Below are 21,489 nucleotides of genomic sequence, written 5' to 3'. Positions count from 1 at the left end.
AGAATACTACAGCGATGTTACGGCTTCAACGAAAGTGACCGGATAAATCTCTAGTTTTGCTACAGCTTTTCAGCAGCATAAATACCCGCTTCCAAACACCTACCTTGACATAAACTGAAAATCTACTACGGAAATTTGCACCAACATGGTGCAAAAGCAAGCTTTATTGGTGCAAAGTAAGCGGTTTGTAGTACGACTACATCGTCTGTATGGGCACTTTGTAGCTCGAATACAACGATAACCGACCTCTCTATGAGAAATTTACGTAAAAATCCGAGATTCAAGTAGTCAAAGGCAAGTCCCGTTGACAGTGCATCTAGTTTTAGTACAGAATCCTTGACAGAACGTCTAAGAAACGTTTCCTTCTGGCTCCCGTGGTGATGGCTCTCCGGCTAGTGTTTTCGGGAAAAAAACATAGATTTGTACGATTTGAGGGGACAAATGAACCTGATCAATAAGCGCGCGGCGCGCACTGTGCCGGGCAACATCGCATTCAAGCTCAGCCCGGTTGCAGCGGGCTGTGCCGTTTTCATGGCACTGGCAACCCAAGCTGCTTACGCGCAGGAGACCAGCGGCCAGGACGCCGCCGCTACCGGTGCCACCACTTCCGCTATCCAGACCGTGCAGGTGACCGGTATCCGCCGCGGTATCGAAGCAGCCATTTCCGTCAAGAAGAACAGCGACTCCATCGTCGAAGCGATTTCGGCTGAAGATCTCGGCAAGCTGCCGGACCAGTCGATCGCCGAATCGCTGGCGCGCCTGCCGGGTGTGACCACCCAGCGCGACGTGCACGGCAACGCATCCATCATCTCGATCCGCGGTATGTCGGGCGACTTCTCGACCGGCCTGCTGAACGGCCGCGAGCAGGTCTCGACCGGCGACTCGCGCACCATCGAATTCGACCAGTACCCGGGCGAACTGCTGTCTGGCGTGGTGGTCTACAAGACCCCGGACGCAGCCGTCGTCGGCCAGGGCCTGTCGGGCACCGTCGACCTGCGCACCGTGCGTCCGCTGGACTTCAAGGGCCGCACCATGGCGGTCAACTACCGCCGCGAAAAGAGCGGCCTGGGCCTGGATTACGCGAAGGGTTCCGGCAACCGCTTCACCTTCTCGTACATCGACCAGTTCGCTAACCGCACCGTCGGTGTCGCCTTCGGCTTCGCCCGCCTGCAGGGCACCGGTCCGGCCAACAGCCGCTTCAACGGCTGGGGTGGCGGCACGACCAAATACAACGGTCAGGACGTGAACATCCCGCAAAACGGCGCCGAAGGCTACACCGAGACCTACCGCCAGGCGCGTAACGGCATGATGGGCGTGGTCGAGTTCCGTCCGAACCGCGAGTTCACCAGCACGCTGGACCTGTTCTACTCGCAGTACGACCGCAGCACCCGCAACGTCGGCATCCAGATGCCGCTGAACGACGGCGGCAACGCCTACGACGCGGCAAGCACCCTGATCAACCCGGTGCTGTCGGGCAGCGACGTGCAAAGCGGCTCGGTCAACAACGTGCGTCCGATCATCCGTAACGACAACGAAGTCTGGAACGACCGTACCCGTTCGATCGGCTGGAACAACAAGTTGAAGCTGAACCAGGACTGGACCGCGTCGCTCGACCTGTCCTTCAACGACGCCAAGCGCGAAGGCGTCAACCTCGAGACCTACGCCTCGACGACCGTGAACAACCCGACGACGATCGGCTTCAGCCGCGGCAGCCTCGGTTACACCAGCAGCGTCGACCTGGGCAATCCGGCCAACGTCGTGCTGACCGACCCGCAGGGTTGGGGCGGTGCCGACATCCAGGCCGGCTACGTCAAGTTCCCGCACGTGTACGACCGCCTGGGCGCGGTGCGCTTCGATGTGTCGCGCGACCTGCCGGAAGGTCTGCCCTTCAGCAAGTTCTCCGCTGGCGTGAACCTGTCGAACCGTTCGAAGACCCGTTCGTACGAAGAAGGCCTGCTGTCGATCAAGGGTGACAGCAGCCCCTACGCGACGGCACCGGTCCCGGCAGGCAGCAGCTCGATGGTGGCTGGCCTGACCGGCATCAACGTGATCAGCTACGACCCGGTTGCAGCCCTGAACTCGGTCTACAACGTCAATTCGAAGAAACACCCGGACATCTACAACAAGGACTGGGTGGTACGCGAGAAGATCGACACCGCGTTCACCAAGCTGGGCATCGACACCCAGGCCTTCGGCATCCCGCTGCGCGGTTCGGCCGGCCTGCAATACATCCACACCCAGCAGGAATCGACCGCCTTCTCGGTGGACAAGACCCAGGGTGCGGACGACCTGCACCGTCCGACCGCCACCGTTACCGCCGGCACCAGCTACAACGACGTGCTGCCTAGCCTGAACCTGATCGGCGACCTGGGCAACCAGCAAGCCCTGCGCTTCTCGCTGGAGAAGATCATGGCGCGTCCGCAGCTGCAGCAGATGCGTGCTTCGGGCGGCTTCGGCTACGATGCGTCCAAAGGTATCCTCAGCGGCAGCGGCGGCAACCCGGCGGTGAAGCCGTTCCGTGCCAAGGGCGCCGACTTCTCGTACGAAAAGTACTGGGACAGCCAGGCCTATGTGAGCGCCGCGGTGTTCTATCGTAAGCTGGACAGCTACATCATCAACACCGATGCCCCGATGGACTTCACCCCGTACCTGGTGGGTGGCTACGTACCGACGAACCCGACCACTGGTGCGCCCATCACCACCGGTACCTTCAACACGCCGATGAACGGCACCGGCGGCAACATCAAGGGTGTGGAACTGGCCGCGTCGCTGCCGCTGAAAGTCCTGACCCGTTACCTGGACGGCTTCGGCGTCGTGGCCAACGTGGCGCAGAACGCCAGCTCGGTGTCGATCCCGAACACGACCGACAACAACGCCGGCGGCAACATGGCACTGCCGGGCCTGTCGAAGCGCACCGCCAACCTGACGGTGTACTACGAGAAGAACGGTTTCTCGGCACGTGCGGCCGAGACCTACCGCGGCGACTTCATCGGCGAGGTGGCCACCAACACCGGCGACCGCCAGCTGACCTTCATCGAAGGCACCAAGGTGCTCGACCTGCAGTTCGGCTACGAGATCCAGACCGGCCCGATGAAGAACCTGTCGTTCCTGCTGCAGATGAACAACATGTCGAACTCGCGCTTCAAGCGTTATCGCGACAAGAAGGACAACGTCATCGAAGACCGTCCGCTGGGCCGCACCATCCTGTTCGGCGTGAACTACAAGATGTAATTCTGCTGTTGGTTTGATGCTGACATTGCCCCTTGCCAGGTATCCCGGCAAGGGGTTTTTTTGTATCCTGTGAACATGACCACCCAGACTCCCATTCAAGAACTCGTGATCGTCGGCGGCGGGACCGCCGGCTGGATGGCCGCCGCCGCGCTGTCCCGCCTGCTGCAGGGCAAGATCGCCATCCGCCTCGTCGAATCGGACGAGATCTCCACCGTCGGCGTCGGCGAATCGACGATTCCGATGATCCGCCTCTTCAACGACGTCCTCGGCATCAACGAAGACGAATTCGTGCGCGAGACGAAAGCCACCTTCAAGCTCGGCATCGAGTTCAAGGACTGGAGCCGTCCGGGCGAGCGCTACATGCACGGCTTCGGCCGCTTCGGCCAGGACCTCTGGACCGTCGACTTCTTCCAGTACTGGCTGAAGGCCTACCAGGCCGGCATCGCGCCCGACCTCGAACACTTTTCGATCAACCGCATGGCGGCGCGCGCCAACAAATTCATGCGGCCGTCCAGCGAGACCCCGAATTCGCCGCTGGCCGAGATCGTGTATGCCTTCCATCTCGACGCCGGCCTGTATGCGCGCTACCTGCGCAAGTACGCCGAAGCGCACGGCGTGCGCCGCACCGAAGGCAAGGTGGTCGAGGTGCGCCAGCGCCCGAACGACGGCTTCATCGAATCGGTGGTGCTCGAGCGCGGCGAGGTGGTGGCCGGCGACCTGTTCCTGGATTGCACGGGCTTCCGCGGCCTGCTGATCGAGCAGACCCTCAAAACAGGCTTCGAGGACTGGAGCCACTGGCTGCCCTGCGACCGCGCCTGGGCCGTGCCCTGCGCGCTGTCCGGCGAACTGCTGCCGTATACGACCGCCACCGCAAGGCCGGCCGGCTGGCAGTGGCGCATCGGCCTGCAGCACCGCACCGGCAACGGCCACGTGTACGCGAGCCGCTTCATGAGCGACGACGAAGCCGCCGGCATCCTGATGGCGAACCTGGACGGCGAGGCGCTGGCCGATCCGAAGCTGCTGCGCTTCACGGCCGGCAAGCGCAACAAGGTATGGAACAAGAACGTGGTCGCGGTCGGGCTGTCCTCGGGCTTCCTCGAGCCGCTCGAATCGACCTCGATCCACCTGATCCAGTCGACCATCTCGCGCCTGCTGGCCTTCTTCCCGGACGCCGGCTTCCACCAGGCCGATATCGACGAGTTCAATCGCCAGTGCGACTTCGAGGTCGAGCGCATCCGCGACTTCCTGATCCTGCATTACCACGCCACCGCCCGCGACGACACCCCGTTCTGGGACCACGTGCGCACGATGGCCGTGCCGGACACGCTGCGCCGCAAGATGGACCTGTACAAGGCCCACGGCCGCGTGGTGCGCGAGAACGAAGAGCTGTTCACGCCGATCGGCTGGCAGCAGGTGCTGCATGGCCAGGGCGTGCGCCCGGTGGGCTACAACCCGCTGGTCGACCTGATGGGCGACAAGGAGCTGCGCGGCATCCTCGGCGATATCGAGCGGGTGATCGGCAAGTGTGTCGATGTCATGCCGACCCACAAGCAGTTCATCGAGGCGGTGGCGGCAGCGGGGCAGCCGGGTTCCGCCCGCCGCTGAGCGGCGCGGGGCGTCGTTTTCCGGGCGCCCCGCATCAAATAATCGGGCCTTGCAGGCCGCGAAAGAGTAAACTGTAGGTTTGCCTCAAATTTTTAAGAGAATTTCCTACATGCATGACACCCCGCTCCCGACGTTTGCCGACCTGAACATCCCCGCGCCGATTCTGAAAGCGCTGAAGGAGGTTGGCTACGAAACGCCGTCGCCGATCCAGGCCGCCACCATTCCCCTCCTGATGGAAGGCCGCGACGTGCTGGGACAGGCCCAGACCGGAACCGGCAAGACCGCGGCCTTCGCGCTGCCGGTCCTGTCGCGCATCGACGTCAAGAACCCTGCCGTGCAGGCGCTGGTGCTGGCGCCGACGCGCGAACTGGCGATCCAGGTGGCCGAAGCCTTCCAGAGCTATGCCGCGCACCTGAAGAACTTCCACGTGCTGCCGATCTACGGCGGCCAGGCCTACGGTCCGCAGCTGTCGGCACTGCGCCGCGGCGCGCAGGTCGTGGTCGGCACCCCGGGCCGCGTGATCGACCACCTGGACAAGGGCACGCTCGACCTCTCGCAGCTGACGACCCTGGTGCTGGACGAAGCCGACGAGATGCTGCGCATGGGCTTCATCGACGACGTCGAACGCATCCTGCAGGAGACCCCGGAATCGCGCCAGACCGCGCTGTTCTCGGCCACCATGCCGCCGCAGATCAAGCGCATCGCCAACACCTACCTGAACGAGCCGAAGGAAGTGACGGTGGCGGCCAAGACCACCACCGCCGTTAACATCACCCAGCGCTACTGGCTGGTGGCCGGCCTGCAGAAGCTGGAAGCGCTGACCCGCATCCTGGAGGCGGAACCCTTCGACGGCATGATCATCTTCGCGCGCACCAAGCTGGGCACCGAGGAACTGGCGAGCAAACTGCAGGCACGCGGCTTCGCCGCCGCCGCCATCAACGGCGACCTGGCGCAGCAGCAGCGCGAGCGCACCATCGAGCAGCTCAAGAACGGCAAGATCGACATCCTGGTCGCCACCGACGTCGCCGCGCGCGGCCTGGACGTCGAGCGCATCACCCACGTGATCAACTACGACGTGCCGTCGGACCCGGAAAGCTACACCCACCGCATCGGCCGCACCGGCCGCGCCGGCCGCAGCGGCGACGCCATCCTGTTCGTCACCCCGCGCGAGCGCGGCCTGCTGAAGGCGATCGAGCGCGCCACCCGCCAGCCGGTCGCTCCCTTGACGCTGCCGACCATCAAGGCCGTCAACGACGTGCGCATCGCGAAGTTCAAGGACCAGATCGGCGAAGCGCTTGCCGCCGGCGGCCTGGAGATGTTCCGCACCCTGATCGAAGAGTACGAGCGCGAGCACAACGTGCCGGCGATCGACATCGCCGCCGCCCTGGCCAGGCTGAACCGCGGCGACGAGCCGCTGCTGCTGGAGAAGCCGGACCGCGAACCGAAACCGGTGCCGGAATGGCAGGACCGTCCCGAGCGCCCGGCCCGCGGCGGCCGCGAAAGCTTCGGCAGCGAAGACCGCCCGCAGCGTCCGACCCGCGAAGCCTTCGCCCAGCCGCGCGAGAGCTTCAGGAAGGAGCGCGTGATGCGTGCGCCGGAACCGGGCATGGCGACCTACCGCATCGAAGTCGGCCACGCGAACAGCGTCAAGCCGGGCAACATCGTCGGTGCGATCGCCAACGAGGGCGGCATCCCGTCCAAGGAAATCGGCCGCATCGAGATCTACGACGACTACTCGACCCTCGACATGCCGGCCGACCTGCCGCAGGACCTGCTGCAGCACCTGCAGAAGGTCTGGGTGGCCGGCCGCCAGCTGAACATCACGCGCGACGGCGAGGAGCCGATCAAGGCCGCGCCGAAGAAGAAGTTCGGCGAGAAGAAGCCGTACAAGAAATCGTAATGCAGTCGTAATTTGACTACAAAACGCCCGCGTCCGCGGGCGTTGTTACGTTGACACTCAACAATCCCCATGTTACTTTGCTACATGGAGCTGGTCCGGCACGAATCCGGGCAGCGTTAGGGGACACAGATGGAAATGCAAACTCATTCGCTCAAGCCGCGCCTGTCGTTCTGGCAGCTGTGGAACATGAGCTTCGGCTTCTTCGGCATCCAGTTCGGCTTCGCCCTGCAGAACGTGAACACCAGCCGGATCTTCGCCACGCTCGGCGCATCGGCCGACGACCTGCCGCTCGGCTGGCTGGCCGCGCCCGTGACGGGCCTGCTGGTGCAGCCCATCATCGGCTACCTCAGCGACAATACCTGGCACCCGACCTGGGGCCGCCGCCGTCCCTTCTTCTTCCTGGGCGCCATCCTGGCCGCCATCGCCCTGTTCCTGATGCCGAATTCCTCGGCCGTCTGGATGGCGGTGGCCGTGCTGTGGATGATGGACGCCGCGATCAACGTGTCGATGGAGCCGTTCCGCGCTTTTGTGGGCGACAAGCTCGATACCTCGCAGCAGACCGCGGGCTTCGCGATGCAGACCTTCTTCATCGGCTGCGGCGCGGTGATCGCCTCGCTGCTGCCGATGATCTTCTCGGACTACCTGGGCGTGTCCAACGTGCCGGTGAACGGCGCGATCCCGGACACCGTACGCTACTCCTTCTACGTCGGCGGCGCCGTGTTCCTGGCCGCCGTCAGCTGGACCGTGTTCACCGCCACCGAACTGCCGCCGCCGGACATGGACCGCTTCCAGGCCCAGCGCAAGCACGCGCGCAGCTTCGGCGTGGCCCTGCGCGAGATCGTCGGCGGCTTCGGCCAGATGCCGAAAACCATGGTGCAGCTGGCCTTCGTCCAGTTCTTCAGCTGGATCGCGCTGTTCGCGATGTGGATCTACACCGGCACCGCGATCGCCGACAACGTCTACGGCACCACCGACGCGCAATCGGCTGCGTACCAGGAAGCCGGCAACTACGTCGGCGTGATGTTCGCGATTTATAGCGGTGTGTCGGCCCTGGCGGCTTTCCTGCTGCCGGTGCTGGCGCGCGCCACCAGCCGCAAGTTCTGCCACGCGCTGTCGCTGACGATCGGCGGCCTGTCGCTGGCCAGCATGTTCTTCATCCATGACAAGGCGATGCTGACCCTGCCGATGATCGGCGTGGGCATCGCCTGGGCCAGCATCCTGACCATGCCGTATGCGATCCTGGCCGGCGCGCTGCCCGCCAGCCGCATGGGCTACTACATGGGTCTGTTCAACTTCTTCATCACAATTCCGCAGATCGTCAGCGGCCTGCTGCTCGGCTTCTTCACCAAGCACCTGTTCGGCGGCCACACGGTCAACACCCTGGTACTGGGCGGCGCCTGCATGGTGCTGGCGGCCGTATTGACGATGTTTGTCACGGATAAAGCCGAAAAGTAAGTTGCGACACATTTTGCGCTCCTCGCGTATCGTAATGGTTTGACAACAAACCCATGCATCAACGAATACGACAGGAGCGCAACAAATGACGATTCAAACCGTGGCGACCACGCCGTTTGCCGGGCAGCGCCCAGGCACCTCGGGTCTGCGCAAGAAGGTGACCGAGTTCCAGCAGCCCGGCTACCTCGAAAACTTCGTCGAGGCGATTTTCCTGACCCTGGGCGAAGCGCGCGGCCGCACCCTCGTGCTCGGGGGCGACGGCCGTTTCTTCAACCGCAACGCGATCCAGACCATCCTGCGCATGGCCGCCGCGCATAAAGTGGCGAAGGTGCTGGTCGGACGCGGCGGCATCCTCTCCACGCCGGCGGTCAGCTGCGTGATCCGCAAGCACGGCGCCTTTGGCGGCATCGTGCTCTCGGCCAGCCACAATCCCGGCGGCCCGGACGGCGACTTCGGCATTAAGTACAACATCGAAAACGGCGGCCCGGCCCCCGAAAAGATCACCGAGGCCATCTTCGCCCATACCCAGGTGCTCACCGAATACCGTATCAGCGACGCCGGCCCGGTCGACCTCGACCGGATCGGCAGCACGCGGCTGGAAGAGATGGCGGTCGAGGTGATCGACCCGGTGGCCGACTACGCGGAGCTGATGGGCCGCCTGTTCGACTTCGACGCCATCCGCGCGCTGTTCGGCCGCGGCTTCACGATGCGCTTCGACGGCATGAGCGCGGTCTCCGGCCCCTACGCGAAAGCCATCATCGAAGGCATGCTGGGTGCGCCGGCCGGCACCGTCATCAACGCCGAGCCGATGGAAGACTTCGGCGGCCACCACCCGGACCCGAACCCGGTCAACGCCGCCGAACTGGTGGCCCTGATGAACGGCGCCGATGCACCGGAATTCGGCGCGGCCTCGGACGGCGACGGCGACCGCAACATGATCGTCGGCCGCAATCTCGCCGTGGCGCCTTCGGACAGCCTGGCCATCATCGCCGCGAATGCGACGCTGGCGCCGGGCTACCGCGACGGCATCCGCGGCATCGCGCGCTCGATGCCGACCTCGCAGGCGGCCGACCGGGTCGCCGCCGCGCTGGGCATCTCCTGTTTCGAGACCCCGACCGGCTGGAAGTACTTCGGCAACCTGCTCGACGCGAACCTGGCCACCCTGTGCGGCGAGGAGAGCTACGGCACCGGCTCCAACCACATCCGCGAAAAGGATGGCGTGTGGGCCGTGCTGTTCTGGCTGAACCTGATTGCCGCGACCGGCAAATCGGTCAACCAGATCGTCGAGGAGCACTGGGCACGCTTTGGCCGCAACTACTATTCGCGCCACGACTACGAAGCCGTGGACGCGCATGCCGCCGACCGCATGATGGTCGACCTGCGCGCGAAGCTGGAATCGCTGGCCGGCCAGACCTTCGGCGAGTTCCGCGTCTCGCAGGCCGACGATTTCGTCTACACCGACCCGGTCGACAAGTCGGTCGCGACCCGCCAGGGCATCCGCATCATCATGACGGACGGCTCGCGCATCGTGCTGCGCCTGTCCGGCACCGGCACCGAAGGCGCGACCGTGCGGGTCTACCTCGAACGCTACGAGGCCGACCCGTCGCGCCACAATCTCGATACCCAGGAAGCGCTGGCGCCTTTGATCGCCATTGCCGAACAGGTGTCGGAACTGAAGCAGCGCACCGGGCGCACAGAACCGAGTGTTATCACCTAACCCCACCCCCGTCATTCCCGCGAAGGCGGGAATCCATAATGAGCCACTTCAGCCGACTCAGCATGGATTCCCGCTTCCGCGGGAATGACGAGGCAACTTGAATAAGGACCTTGCATGAAATTTTCTGCCCTTGCCGTTTCCCTGATGCTCGCCTTCGGCACCGCGTCCGCCGCGCCGGACCTGGCGCCGGTCAAAGGAAAGCCGTTCACCTGGGAGAACGCGACCGTCTACTTCCTGCTGACGGACCGCTTCAACAACGGTAACCCGGCCAATGACCACGCCTATGGCCGCAAGGACGATGCGGCTGTCGCCCGCGGCTTCATGGGCGGCGACCTGGCCGGGGTCACGCAGAAAATCAAGGAAGGCTACTTCGACGACCTGGGCGTGGACGCGATCTGGATCACGCCGCCGGTCGAGCAGATCCACGGCTCGACCGACGAGGGCACCGGTAAATCCTACGGCTTCCACGGCTACTGGGCGCGCGACTTCACGGCCGTCGATGCGAATCTCGGCACCGAAAAGGAGATGCACGAGCTGGTCGACGCCGCCCACGCGCGCGGCATTCGCGTGCTGCTGGACGTGGTGATGAACCACACCGGTCCCGTGACCGCGGAAGACCCGGTGTGGCCGGCCGGCTGGGTGCGCACCGAGCCTGCCTGTAACTTCAAGGACTTCAAGGGTACGGTCGAGTGCACGCTGGTGAAGAACCTGCCGGACTTCCGCACCGACAGCAACGAGAAGGTCGATGTGCCGCCGGCGCTGGTCGCCAAGTGGAAGAAGGAAGGGCGCTACGAGCGCGAGACGGCCGAGCTGAACGACTTCTTCAAGCGCACCGGCTACCCGCGCGCGCCGCGCTACTACCTGATGAAATGGCATGCCGACTGGGTGCGCAAGTATGGCTTCGACGGCTTCCGCGCCGACACCGTCAAGCACACCGAGCCGGGCATCTGGAAGGAACTCAAGAAGGTCGCCGGCAGCGCCTACGAGGACTGGAAGCGCACCCCGGCCGGCAAGCAGACGGTGGCCAAGCTGGGCGACCTGCCGTTCTTCATGACCGCCGAAACCTACGGCTATTCGCTCAAGGCCGGCCGCGAATTCACCTACGACGGCGGCACGAAGGCCGACTATTACAGCAACGGCTTCGACAGCATGATCAACTTCAGCATGGCGGGCGATGCGCGCCAGGGCTACGAGCAGCTGTTCTCTTCGTATTCGCAGGCGCTGCACGGCCCGCTGAAGGGCGTCTCGGTACTGAACTACCTGGACTCGCACGACGACGGCAACCCCTTCGACGCGCTGCGCCAGCATCCGATGGAAGCGGCCAACAAACTGCTGCTGGCGCCGGGCGCGGCCCAGGTCTACTACGGCGACGAAACCGCGCGCGTGCTCAAGATCGAGGGCGCGGAAGGCGACGCCAACCTGCGCTCCTTCATGAACTGGGACCAGCTGAAGAACAACACCCGCGTCGGCCTGTTCGGCGTGGCCGAGGTCCGCGACCACTGGGCACGTCTGGGCCGCTTCCGCCACGCGCATCCGGCCGTGGGCGCGGGCATGCACCAGATGCTGCAGGCCAGCCCCTACGTTTTCAAGCGCACCATTGACAGGAACGGCGTGAGCGACCGCGTGGTGGTCGCGCTCGACCTGCCGCAGGACCGCAGCGTGGCGATTCCGGTCGCCGGGGTGTTCTCGGACGGCCAGACCGTGCGCGACTGGTACACCGGCAAGAGCGCCGTGGTTGCGAAAGGCAAGGTGCAGTTCGAGCTGCGGGCGCCGGTGGCCTTGATCGCATTGGATTGAGCCGCTTCGGACTAGGGTATGATCGATCCTTTCGAGGTTCGTGATTAGCTGGTCCGTCTATGCTGCGCAATAAATACATCGACATACAGGCTGCGACCGGCAGGCTTGGCCTATCGGCGCAGCTGATGCTTCTGCTGTCCGGGCTGGTGCTCCTGATCACGCTGGTGCTGGCCGGCGTCCTCGACCGGCTGTTCACCCAGCGCGAGGAGGCCGATATCGGCCAGCAGTTTGCCGAGCTGGCGATCCAGGCCACCGACAAGCTGGACCGCAGCCTGTTCGAGCGTGTCCGCGAAGTCCAGCTGCTGGCCAACCAGGCCGGCCTCGCCGGCACCGCTTCGACGCTGGACGACAAGCGCCGCCTGCTCGAAGCGATGCAGACCACCTATGCCTATTACGCCTGGCTCGGCATCACCGACAGCGAGGGCAAGGTGCTGGTGTCGGCGAACCGGCTGCTGGAAGGCGTGAACGTCGCCCACCGCCCCTGGTTCAAGAATGCGCTGAAGGGCGTGCACCTGACCGACGTGCACGAGGCCGCGCTGCTGGCCAGGCTGCTGCAGCCCAAGGATGCGAAGGAGCCGATGCGCTTCATCGACGTCGCCTTTCCCTACCGCGATGCGCAGGGCCGCATCGCCGGCGTGTTCGGCACCCACCTGAGCCTGGCCTGGGCCGCCGACATCGAGAAGTCGGTCATGCTGCCGCTCCTCAAGCGCAAGCAGGTCCAGACCCTCATCCTCGGCAAGGACATGGCGGTCATCATGGGCCCCAAGGCGCTGATCGGCACACGGCCCTTGCAGAATCCGGCTTTCCCGGCCAGCGGCGCCAGCGGCTACGCGGTCGAGCGCTTCGGCGACGGCAAAACCTACCTGGCCGGCTACAGCAAGAGCCAGGGCCACAGTTTTTCGCCCGGCCTGGGCTGGACCGTCATGGTCATCCAGGACCTCGGCGCCGCTTACGCGCCGGTGGCCGAGCTGCGCTACCAGGTCCTGATGAGCGGCGTGTGCATCGCCGCGCTGTTTGCCGTGCTGGCGCTGTGGCTGGCGGGACGCACCTCGCGGCCGCTGGACCTGCTGGCCGCATCGGCGGGCAGGGTCGAAGCCGGCGACATCGACGACATCGCACCGATCCCCGGCGCCTACCGCGAGATCGGCGTGCTGCGCACCTCGCTGCAGTCGCTGCTCAAGAAGCTCAAGGCCAGGGAGTCGGCGATGGTGCAGGCCGACCGCCGCAAGGACGAATTCCTGGCCACGCTGGCGCACGAGCTGCGCAATCCGCTGGCGCCGATTTCCTCGGCCGCCGACCTGCTGCGCATGGCCAGGGCCGACGAAGCGCAGCAGCGCCGGCTCGGCGAGATGATCGGGCGCCAGACCCGCCACATGACCGGCCTCGTCGACGACCTGCTGGACGTCTCGCGCGTGACCCGCGGCGAGATTGCGCTGGACCTGCGCCCCGTCGACCTGCGGGAGGCGATCGCCGAAGCGGTGGAACAGGTTGCGCCGCTGGCCGCGGCGAAAAGCCAGGGCATCGAAACGCAGGCCGGCGCCGGCCCCGCCATGGTGATGGGCGACCGCAAGCGCCTGGTGCAGGTGCTGGCCAACCTGCTCAACAACGCCACCAAGTACACGCCCGCGGGCGGCCGCATCGCGGTCGAGCTGTCGATGCCGGCGGAGCGGGTCGTGCTGGCGGTGCGCGACAACGGCATCGGCATGTCGGCCGACCTGATGGAACATGCCTTCGAGCTGTTCACCCAGGAGACGCGCAAGACCGACCGCTCGCTGGGCGGCCTGGGTGTCGGCCTGGCCCTGTCGAAGCGCCTGGTCGAGCTGCATGGCGGCGCGCTGAGCGTGTGCAGCGAGGGCAAGGACCAGGGCAGCACCTTCGTGGTGTCGCTGCCGGCGCTGGCCGAAGCCGAAGCCGAACTGGCCGTCTAGGTTTCGTTCCCGTTTCCGGCACCGGGGTCATCGAAACCGCATTCCGCGATCGGCCCAGCCGCCGATCCGGCGTGTCGGCATTCTGGGCCATGAAATTTGCATCCTGTCCACTTCGTCGTTGTGGCTGTTCCGGGTTCTGCCTACATTGATCAGCTATCGCAACCAAGGATCGAAAGGAGATGGCGGGATGGGCAAGTGGACGAAGTGGATTTGGGGAGCGATCGCGGCGGCGCCGCTTGCCGTACCGGTTGCCGCGCACGCGCAGTCGCAGATCGACCTGACGGTGCTCGATCGCGATATGGTCGGCGCGCGGGCGCAGGTACTGGTGCTGGGCACGGTGCATCTGCGCGAGATGCCGAAGAGCTTCAAGCCGGCGGCGCTGGACGGTGTGCTGGACCGCCTGGCCGGCTTCAGGCCCGAGATCATCACGATCGAGGACGAGCCGGGCGAGGATTGCGACCTGGCGCTGCGCCAGCCGGCCAAATACGGTACCGACTTTTGCACCGCGCCCGCCGAGGCGCGAGAAGCCACCGGTCTGGAGATACCGGCGGCGCTCGACGAAGTGCGCAAGACGCTCAAGGCCTGGCCCGCACAGCCCACGCCGCCGGCACCGGCCCAGCGGCGGCGCCTGGCCGCGCTGTTCCTGGCGGCGAACGAACCGGTATCGGCCTACGTGCAGTGGCTGCGCCTGCCCGAGGCCGAGCGGCACGCCGGCGACAGCCTGAGCGCCGCGCTGGTCGAACAGCTCGAACGGCTCGGCAAGCGCAACAACGAGAGCATCCAGATTGCCGCGCGTCTGGCGTCCCGCCTGGGCCTGGAGCAGGTCCACGCCGTCGACAACCATACCGGCGACAAGATCGACGTCCCGGACATCAAGCCCTTCCTCAAGGCCCTGGAAGCCGCCTGGGCTTCAGGCGCCGCCGCGCTGGACGCGATGAACAAGCGCGAAGAGCCGTTGAAGGCAGCGCCGGACCTGCTGCCTCTGTACCGCTCGGTCAACGACCCCCAGTCCCTGCGGGTGCTCGCCGAAGGCAATATCGTCCCGGCCATGCGCTCGCCGTCGCCGGAGGGCTATCCGCGCATGTTCGTCGGCGGCTGGGAGGTGCGCAACCTGCGCATGGTCGCCAACATCCGCGAGACCTTCCGCGAACGCCCGGCGGCGCGCGTGCTGTCGATCGTGGGCGCCTCGCACAAGCCCTGGTTCGATGCCTGGCTGGGGCAGCTGCAGGGCGTGGATATCGTCGATGCGGCAGCGGTGCTGAAGTGATGCGGCGGATCGGCTAGACTCGCAGGCATCGCAATCTACCGAGGATGCACGATGCCTGTTTCCTGCCGCTCTGTTCGCCCTTCTGTTCGCCAATTTGCTGCCCTGTTGTCGACCCTTGCCGTGGCCGCCGCCGCCCATGCCGCCGAGCCGGCCTACGGCCCCGAACTCGAAGGCTTCGACTATCCCTATCCGGTGCAGCAATACCGCTTCGCCTCGCAGGGCGTCCAGCTGCACATGGCCTACATGGACGTGAAGCCGGCCAAGCCCAACGGCCGTACCATGGTCCTCCTGCACGGCAAGAACTTCTGCGGCGCCACGTGGAAAGAGAGTATCGAGGCGTTGACGAAAGCCGGCTACCGCGTGGTGGCGCCGGACCAGGTCGGCTTTTGCAAGTCGAGCAAACCCGAGCACTATCAGTACAGCTTCCAGCAGCTCGCCGCGAACACCCACGCGCTGCTGGAGGCCATCGGCGTCAAGAAGGCGACCGTGATGGGCCACTCGACCGGCGGCATGCTGGCGGTGCGCTACGGCCTGCTGTACCCGGACCAGACCGAGCAGCTGGTGCTGGCCAACCCCATCGGCCTGGAAGACTGGAAGGCGCTGGGTGTGCCTTCGCTGGGCGTCGATAAATGGTACGAGCGCGAGCTGGGCCAGACCGCCGACAAGATCCGCAATTACGAGAAATCGACGTATTACGTGAACCAGTGGAAGCCCGAGTACGAGCCCTGGGTGCAGATGCTGGCCGGTCTTTATCGCGGGCCGGGCAAGCAGCTCGTGGCCTGGAATTCGGCCCTGCTGTACGACATGATCTACACCCAGCCGGTGGTCTACGAATTCCCGCTGCTGAAGATGCCGGTGCTGCTGCTGATCGGGACGAAGGACAACACGGCCATCGGCAAGGACGCCGCGCCCGCCGAGCTGCGGCCGAAGCTGGGCAACTACGCGGAGCTGGGCAAGCGCGCCGCCAAGGCGATTCCGCATGCGACGCTGGTGGAGTTCGATAACATGGGCCACGCGCCGCAGATGCAGGATCCGAAGGCATTCCATGCGGCGCTGCTGAAAGGCCTGGAAGGAAAGTAAGGAAGCCACATGCGCATCAACGCAGATTTTTCGCAGCGCGCCATCGTCGAACCCGGCCAGCATGACTGGGTCGCTTCGCCGCAGGCCGGCGTCGAGCGCCTGATGCTGGACCGGATCGGCGCCGAGAAGGCGCGCGCCACCAGCATCGTGCGCTACGCTCCCGATTCGCGCTTTCCGCCGCACCAGCATCCGGGCGGCGAGGAGATCCTGGTCCTGGACGGCACCTTCTCGGACGAGACCGGGGACTTCCCGGCCGGCTGGTACCTGCGCAATCCGGACGGGACCTCGCACCAGCCGTCGAGCGCGGAAGGAGCACTCATCTTCGTGAAGTTAAGGCAGATGGCGCAGGGAGACGCGAGCCGCGTGCGCATCGATACGCGCCTGGCCTCGGCCTGGCAGCGCTTCGAGGACCGGATGGTGTGTCCGCTGTTCTCGAGTGCTGACGAGCAGGTATCCCTGCAGCGCGTGGGTGCGGGGCGCATGCTCCTGCCGGACGTCGATGGCGGTGCGGAGCTGCTGGTGCTCGAAGGCCGCATCGTCGATGGCGGCCGGTGCTACAAGCCCGGCACCTGGATCCGCCTGCCGCCCGGCGACCGGCCCGGTTTCACGGCCGGCGAGAAGGGCGTGCGCTTTTATCTGAAGACCGGACACCTGGCGCATCCGGCCGTAGAGGCGTAGTTAGCAGCCGCTCTGCTTGATGCGCTCGACTTCGAGGCCGAACAGTGGACGCAGGCGCGTGCCGAACACGTTGCCGGCAAACGCCGCCACCAGCCACAGCCAGCCGTGCAGGCTGCCCGAGACGATGCCGCTGAAGTAGGCGCCGATGTTGCAGCCGTAGGCCAGACGCGCGCCGTAGCCGAGCATCAGGCCGCCGACCACGGCGGCGATGAAGGAGCGCAGCGGCAGCTGCCACTTCGGCGCGTAGCGGCCCGCGAGCGCGGCCGCCAGCATCGCGCCGAGCACGATGCCGATGTCCATCACCGAGGTCACGTCCTTCCATACCGGCGCAGCCAGTGCGGCGGCGTTCGACTTGGTCGACCAGTAGGTCCAGCTGGCGGTGTCGATGCCGATCGCCCCTGCGGCCTTGGCGCCCCACAGCGCGAAGGCCGAGGTCACGCCCCACGGGCGGCCGGACAGCGCGAGCGTGGCGAAGTTGAGCACCACCAGCGCGATGGCGCCGGCCACCAGCGGCCACGGGCCATGCAGCCAGGTGGCGGCGCGGTCGGCCGGCAGGTTCGGGACCACCAGCTTGCCGTGGCGGCGCTTTTCGACCACGACGGTGATGAAGGCGATGGCGGCGAACACCAGCCAGTTGAGCAGCAGTGCCGGGCCCAGGCCCAGGCTCTTCACCAGCGAGATCGGCTGCAGTTGCGGCAGCGAGGTCCAGAACGGCATGTGCGCGGTGGCGATCACGGAGCCGGTAATGAAGGCGATCAGGGTGACGATCATGCGCGTGCTGCCGCCGCCGACCGTGTACAGCGTGCCGGAGGCGCAACCGCCGCCCAGCTGCATGCCGATGCCGAACATGAAGGCGCCGATCACCACCGAGGTGCCGGCCGGCGAGACCAGGCCCGTGACCGGATTGCCGAACAGGGTGCCGGCGGACAGCGCCGGGAAGAACAGCGCCACGCCGACCGCCAGCATCAGCATCTGCGCGCGCAGGCCGGCGCCGCGGCCGTCGGCGATGAAGACGCGCCACGAGGACGTGAAGCCGAAGGCGGCGTGGTAGAGCGCAAGGCCGAGCAGGGCGCCGACCACGAACAGGGTGGCCTGCTTGACGCTGACGGCCTGCGCCAGCCAGAGCGCGCCGGCGAGGATGAGCAGCAGGGCGATGCCGAGCGGCTTCGGGTTGATGTCGACCCGGGGGCGGACTGGCAAGGAGATGGTATCCGACATGGGTAGGTATCCGATAAAGACGTAATCCTCTATTTTCCGCCGTTTCGCCGATTTTTGCAGGCCGGGTTTGCCTGATGCTCTACCATTTGGCGCTTACAGCGCGTTGCTGCGGCCCGGCATCGCATCGCTGCCGGCGTCCGGGCCGCCGGGGCCGCCCGTCGAGGCGCCGCCGGTCGTGCTCTGGCGCGAATCGGTGCCGGTTTTCGAGCCGGGCGGCACCTGGGCCGTTTCGTTCTTGCCGGTGGCCGGGGGCAGGGCGCCTTCGTGGGATTTCTGTTCGTTATCAGCCATGATGGACTCCTTCGCAGGGTGATCGATAGCTGCCATGCTAGTCCTTTGCCCGTGGGCGCCAATAGGAGCATGTCCTGGGCGATTGTAGGACGGAGAAAGCGCTCGCCCTGTGTATGGATGTTGTTTTCACTTAAGATGCGTGCGGTAAATCATATCGGGTGGAACGATGGCAGTATTGGACGAATCGCTGATTCTGAGTCTCAAGGGAAGTGCGGAAGCGCTCGACACGGCGCCTGCCGCCGGCGACGCGCTGCTCGCGCAGCTGGCGCAAGCCGGTTTGTTCGGTGTCGGCGTGCCGCGCAGCGAAGGCGGCGACGGTGCGCCTCTGGGTGCGGTCGTGCGCGTCGTTGCCGGCCTCGCCGAGCACACGCTCAGCGCCGCCTTCGTGTTCTGGGCCCAGCGCGCCTTCATCGAATGCGTGCTGGCCAGCCCGAACCGGGAACTGGTCCGGCGGCTCATGCCGGCCTTGCAGCAGGGGCAGCTTGCCGGTGCGCCCGGCCTGTCGAATGCGATGAAATTCCTGGGTGGCCTCGACCGGCTGCGCACGACCTGCACGGCCGGCCCCGAGGGCATGCGCCTGAACGGCAGCGTGCCATGGGCCACCAACCTGCATCCCGGCGGTTTCGTGGTCGCGCTCGCGGCCGGGGACGAGCAGGGCGACAACCCTGCCGTCATCGCCGTGCCCTCGGATGCGCCAGGCGTGCGGCGCGAGCCGGATCTGGACCTGCTGGCCCTGCGCGGCACGAATACGGGCGCGCTGCGCCTTGCCGACGTGCCGGTCGACCCGTCCTGGCAGCTGCACCCGCAAGCCAAGGTTTTCCTGCCGGGCATCCGCCCGGCCTTCATCGGCTTCCAGTGCGGCCTCGGGCTGGGCCTGGCGCGCGCATCGCTGCGCGCGGCAAGGCAGGCGCTCGATGACGCGCCGGCCGTCCTGGCCGGCGAACTGGCGGCGGCGGACGAGGCGCTGCATGCGTATGAGGCGGCCTTGTGCACGGGGCTGGACAGCGGCGCCCTGCGCGAACGGCCGGGCGAGCTGTTGCAGCTGCGCCTGCGCATGGTCGAGCTGGCGACGAGCGCCGTGCAGGTGGAATTGCAAGCCCTCGGCGGACGGGCGCTGCTGGGGGCCAGCGGCCGGGAGTTCGGCCGCCGCGCACGCGAAGCGGCCTTCCTGACGATCCTGACGCCGACCGCCGTGCAGCTCAAGAGCGAGCTGGCCAAGCGCGCGGCGATGCCGTGATGACGAGGGCCTAGCCCTTGTGGCGGATCGTCTCGATCACCAGCGCCAGCGCGCGCGAATTCTGGCGCCGGCTCGGGTAGTAGGCGTGCAGGCCCGGAAAGCTCGGGCAGAACGCTTCCATCAAGCTTTTGAGCTGTCCCGCGCGAATGTGCGGTTCGGCCAGGTCGGCCGGCACGAAGCCCAGGCCGCAGCCGCTGAGCGCCGCATTCAGGATCTGGTAGATGCCGTTGAAGACCAGCCGCCCGCGCACCTGCACCTCGATGTCGCGCCCGTCCTGGCGCAGCTCCCAGGCATACAGTCCGCCCTTGCTGGCCAGGCGCAGGTTGATGCAGTCGTGCTTGATGAGGTCCTGGACCGATGCCGGCACCGGCCGCCGTGCAAAGTAGGCCGGGGCGCCGACGATCGCCATCTTCACGTCCGGCGTCAGGCGCACCGCGATCATGTCCTTCTCGACCTGGTCGCCGAAGCGCACGCCGATGTCGTAGCGCTCGGCCGCGATGTCGACCATCCGGTAATCCGCGCTGAGTTCCACATGCAGGTCGGGGTATTGCGGCAGGATAGTCGCCAGGCGCGGCCACAGCACGGTGTCGACCACGTGGTCGGTGGCGGTGATGCGGATCGTGCCGGCCGGCTTGTCGCCCAGGTCGCTGACGGCGGCGATCTCGGCTTCGATCTCTTCCAGGCGCGGCCCGACGTTCTGCAGCAGCCGCTCGCCGGCATCGGTGGGCGAGACGCTACGCGTGGTGCGCGTCAGCAGGCGCACGCCGAGGCGTTCTTCGAGCCCGCGGATGATATGGCTGAGCGCCGATTGGGTCATGCCGAGCTTGGCTGCCGCGCGCGTGAAGCTGCGTTCGCGCGCGACGGCGAGGAAAACCAGGATATCGTTGATGTTTTCGCGGGCCATTGATGACAGTGTAATCCTAATTACCGGGTCGATTCATGAGCACAATTCATAAGCCCATGCAATTTTGGCACCGTTCCGGCCCCGGTTTTGCCTTTAAGATGCCAGGCTCGAAAAAAGGAGCAAACCCATGACTGTAAAAGCCTACGGCGCCTACGCCAGCGACAAGCCGCTCGAAGCGATGGATATTACCCGCCGCGCGCCGGGTCCGCACGACGTCCAGATCGACATCGCCTTCTGCGGCGTCTGCCACTCCGACCTGCACACCGTGCGCAGCGAATGGGCCGGCACCCTCTACCCCTGCGTGCCGGGTCACGAGATCGTCGGCCGCGTCTCGGCCGTCGGCGACCACGTCCACAAGCACCGCGTCGGCGACCTGGTCGGCGTCGGCTGCATGGTCGACAGCTGCCAGCATTGCGCCGATTGCGAAGAAGGCCTGGAGCAGTACTGCGACGGCATGGTCGGCACCTACAACGGCGCGACCCCGGACGCGCCCGGCCACACGCTGGGCGGCTACTCGGAAAAGATCGTCGTGCACGAGCGCTTCGTGCTGCGCGTGACGCACGCGGAAGAGCAGCTGGCCGCCGTCGCGCCGCTGCTGTGCGCCGGCATCACCACCTATTCGCCGCTGCGCCACTGGAACGCGGGTCCCGGCAAGACGGTCGGCATCGTCGGCATCGGCGGCCTGGGTCACATGGGTATCAAGCTGGCGCGCGCGATGGGCGCCCACGTGGTCGCCTTCACCACCTCGGAATCGAAGCGCGCCGATGCGCATGCGCTGGGTGCGCACGAAGTGGTCGTCTCGCGCAACGCGGAGGAAATGGCCGCGCGCGCAAAATCGCTGGACCTGATCGTCAACACGGTGGCGGCGCCGCACGACCTCGACGCCTTCCTCACGCTGCTCAAGCGCGACGGCACCATGGTGCTGGTCGGCGCACCGGAGTCGCCGCACCCGTCGCCGCAGGTGTTCAACCTGATCACCAAGCGCCGCGCGATCGCCGGTTCGATGATCGGCGGGATCCCGGAAACCCAGGAGATGCTGGACTTCTGCGCGCAGCACGGCATCGTCGCCGACATCGAGATGATCAAGGCCGACGAGATCAACGCCGCCTACGAGCGCATGCTCAAGGGCGACGTGAAGTACCGCTTCGTGATCGACAGCGCGACGCTGGCGGCATAAAGCG

15 protein-coding genes are annotated in these 21,489 nt (G+C 66.0%); 12 read left to right on the top strand and 3 right to left on the bottom strand.

The genetic code is table 11. The features are described 5' to 3' along the window. The first annotated feature begins 441 nt into the window (after positions 1–441). From NX782_RS11405 to NX782_RS11360, 10 genes are all read left to right on the top strand, one after another. Positions 442–3,231, top strand: a complete 2,790-nt coding sequence (locus NX782_RS11405; RefSeq protein ID WP_258845570.1) for a TonB-dependent receptor — start codon at positions 442–444, stop codon at positions 3,229–3,231. Positions 3,232–3,306: 75 nt separating this feature from the next. Then, entirely contained in the window at positions 3,307–4,836 is a 1,530-nt protein-coding gene (locus NX782_RS11400; protein WP_258845569.1) for a tryptophan halogenase family protein, read from the top strand. A 109-nt stretch (positions 4,837–4,945) separates the two neighbouring features. Then, the gene (locus NX782_RS11395) at positions 4,946–6,736 is read left to right on the top strand and encodes a DEAD/DEAH box helicase (protein WP_258845568.1); all 1,791 of its coding nucleotides are present in this window, start codon (positions 4,946–4,948) and stop codon (positions 6,734–6,736) included. 129 nt (positions 6,737–6,865) lie between these two features. Then, a complete protein-coding gene (locus NX782_RS11390) occupies positions 6,866–8,191 on the top strand; it encodes an MFS transporter (protein WP_258845567.1) in 1,326 nt (441 codons plus the stop codon). 85 nt (positions 8,192–8,276) lie between these two features. Continuing rightward, a complete protein-coding gene (locus tag NX782_RS11385) occupies positions 8,277–9,908 on the top strand; it encodes an alpha-D-glucose phosphate-specific phosphoglucomutase (protein WP_258845566.1) in 1,632 nt (543 codons plus the stop codon). Positions 9,909–10,022: 114 nt separating this feature from the next. Beyond that, on the top strand, positions 10,023–11,705 hold the full coding sequence (locus NX782_RS11380) for an alpha-amylase family glycosyl hydrolase (RefSeq protein WP_258845565.1): 1,683 nt from the start codon (positions 10,023–10,025) through the stop codon (positions 11,703–11,705). Between the two features lie 125 nt (positions 11,706–11,830). After that, a complete protein-coding gene (locus NX782_RS11375) occupies positions 11,831–13,633 on the top strand; it encodes a sensor histidine kinase (RefSeq protein ID WP_258845564.1) in 1,803 nt (600 codons plus the stop codon). A gap of 187 nt (positions 13,634–13,820) precedes the next feature. Further along, positions 13,821–14,900 carry a DUF5694 domain-containing protein gene (locus NX782_RS11370; protein ID WP_258845563.1) on the top strand — a complete coding sequence of 360 codons (1,080 nt, stop codon included), beginning with the start codon at positions 13,821–13,823 and terminating at the stop codon, positions 14,898–14,900. Positions 14,901–14,951: 51 nt separating this feature from the next. Next, positions 14,952–15,980, top strand: coding sequence for an alpha/beta fold hydrolase (locus NX782_RS11365; protein ID WP_258845562.1), 1,029 nt, complete (start codon positions 14,952–14,954; stop codon positions 15,978–15,980). 9 nt (positions 15,981–15,989) lie between these two features. Continuing rightward, a complete protein-coding gene (locus NX782_RS11360; RefSeq protein ID WP_258845561.1) occupies positions 15,990–16,658 on the top strand; it encodes a cupin domain-containing protein in 669 nt (222 codons plus the stop codon). Here the strand turns inward: NX782_RS11360 and NX782_RS11355 are convergent, their stop codons facing one another. After that, complete coding sequence (locus tag NX782_RS11355) at positions 16,659–17,876, bottom strand: YeeE/YedE family protein (RefSeq protein WP_258845560.1); 1,218 nt, start codon at positions 17,874–17,876, stop codon at positions 16,659–16,661. Between the two features lie 93 nt (positions 17,877–17,969). Further along, on the bottom strand, positions 17,970–18,167 hold the full coding sequence (locus NX782_RS11350) for a hypothetical protein (RefSeq protein WP_258845559.1): 198 nt from the start codon (positions 18,165–18,167) through the stop codon (positions 17,970–17,972). A 166-nt stretch (positions 18,168–18,333) separates the two neighbouring features. On the opposite strand from NX782_RS11350, the gene NX782_RS11345 reads away from it, so the two are divergent. Beyond that, positions 18,334–19,404, top strand: coding sequence for an acyl-CoA dehydrogenase family protein (locus NX782_RS11345; RefSeq protein WP_258845558.1), 1,071 nt, complete (start codon positions 18,334–18,336; stop codon positions 19,402–19,404). A gap of 10 nt (positions 19,405–19,414) precedes the next feature. Here NX782_RS11345 and NX782_RS11340 read toward each other — a convergent pair whose 3' ends face one another. Next, positions 19,415–20,308 (bottom strand): LysR family transcriptional regulator, encoded by an 894-nt coding sequence (locus NX782_RS11340; RefSeq protein WP_258845557.1) that lies wholly within the window; start codon positions 20,306–20,308, stop codon positions 19,415–19,417. A 127-nt stretch (positions 20,309–20,435) separates the two neighbouring features. Here NX782_RS11340 and NX782_RS11335 point away from each other — a divergent pair, with 127 nt between their 5' ends. Further along, positions 20,436–21,485: an NAD(P)-dependent alcohol dehydrogenase gene (locus NX782_RS11335; protein WP_258845556.1), complete on the top strand. Its 1,050-nt coding sequence runs from the start codon at positions 20,436–20,438 to the stop codon at positions 21,483–21,485. Positions 21,486–21,489: the final 4 nt, after the last annotated feature.

This window comes from Massilia norwichensis, from assembly GCF_024753245.1.
Classification (GTDB): Bacteria; Pseudomonadota; Gammaproteobacteria; order Burkholderiales; family Burkholderiaceae_D; genus Telluria; species Telluria norwichensis.
The sequence above is the reverse complement of the archived record's forward strand: the minus strand, read 5'-3'. Positions and strand labels throughout refer to the sequence as shown.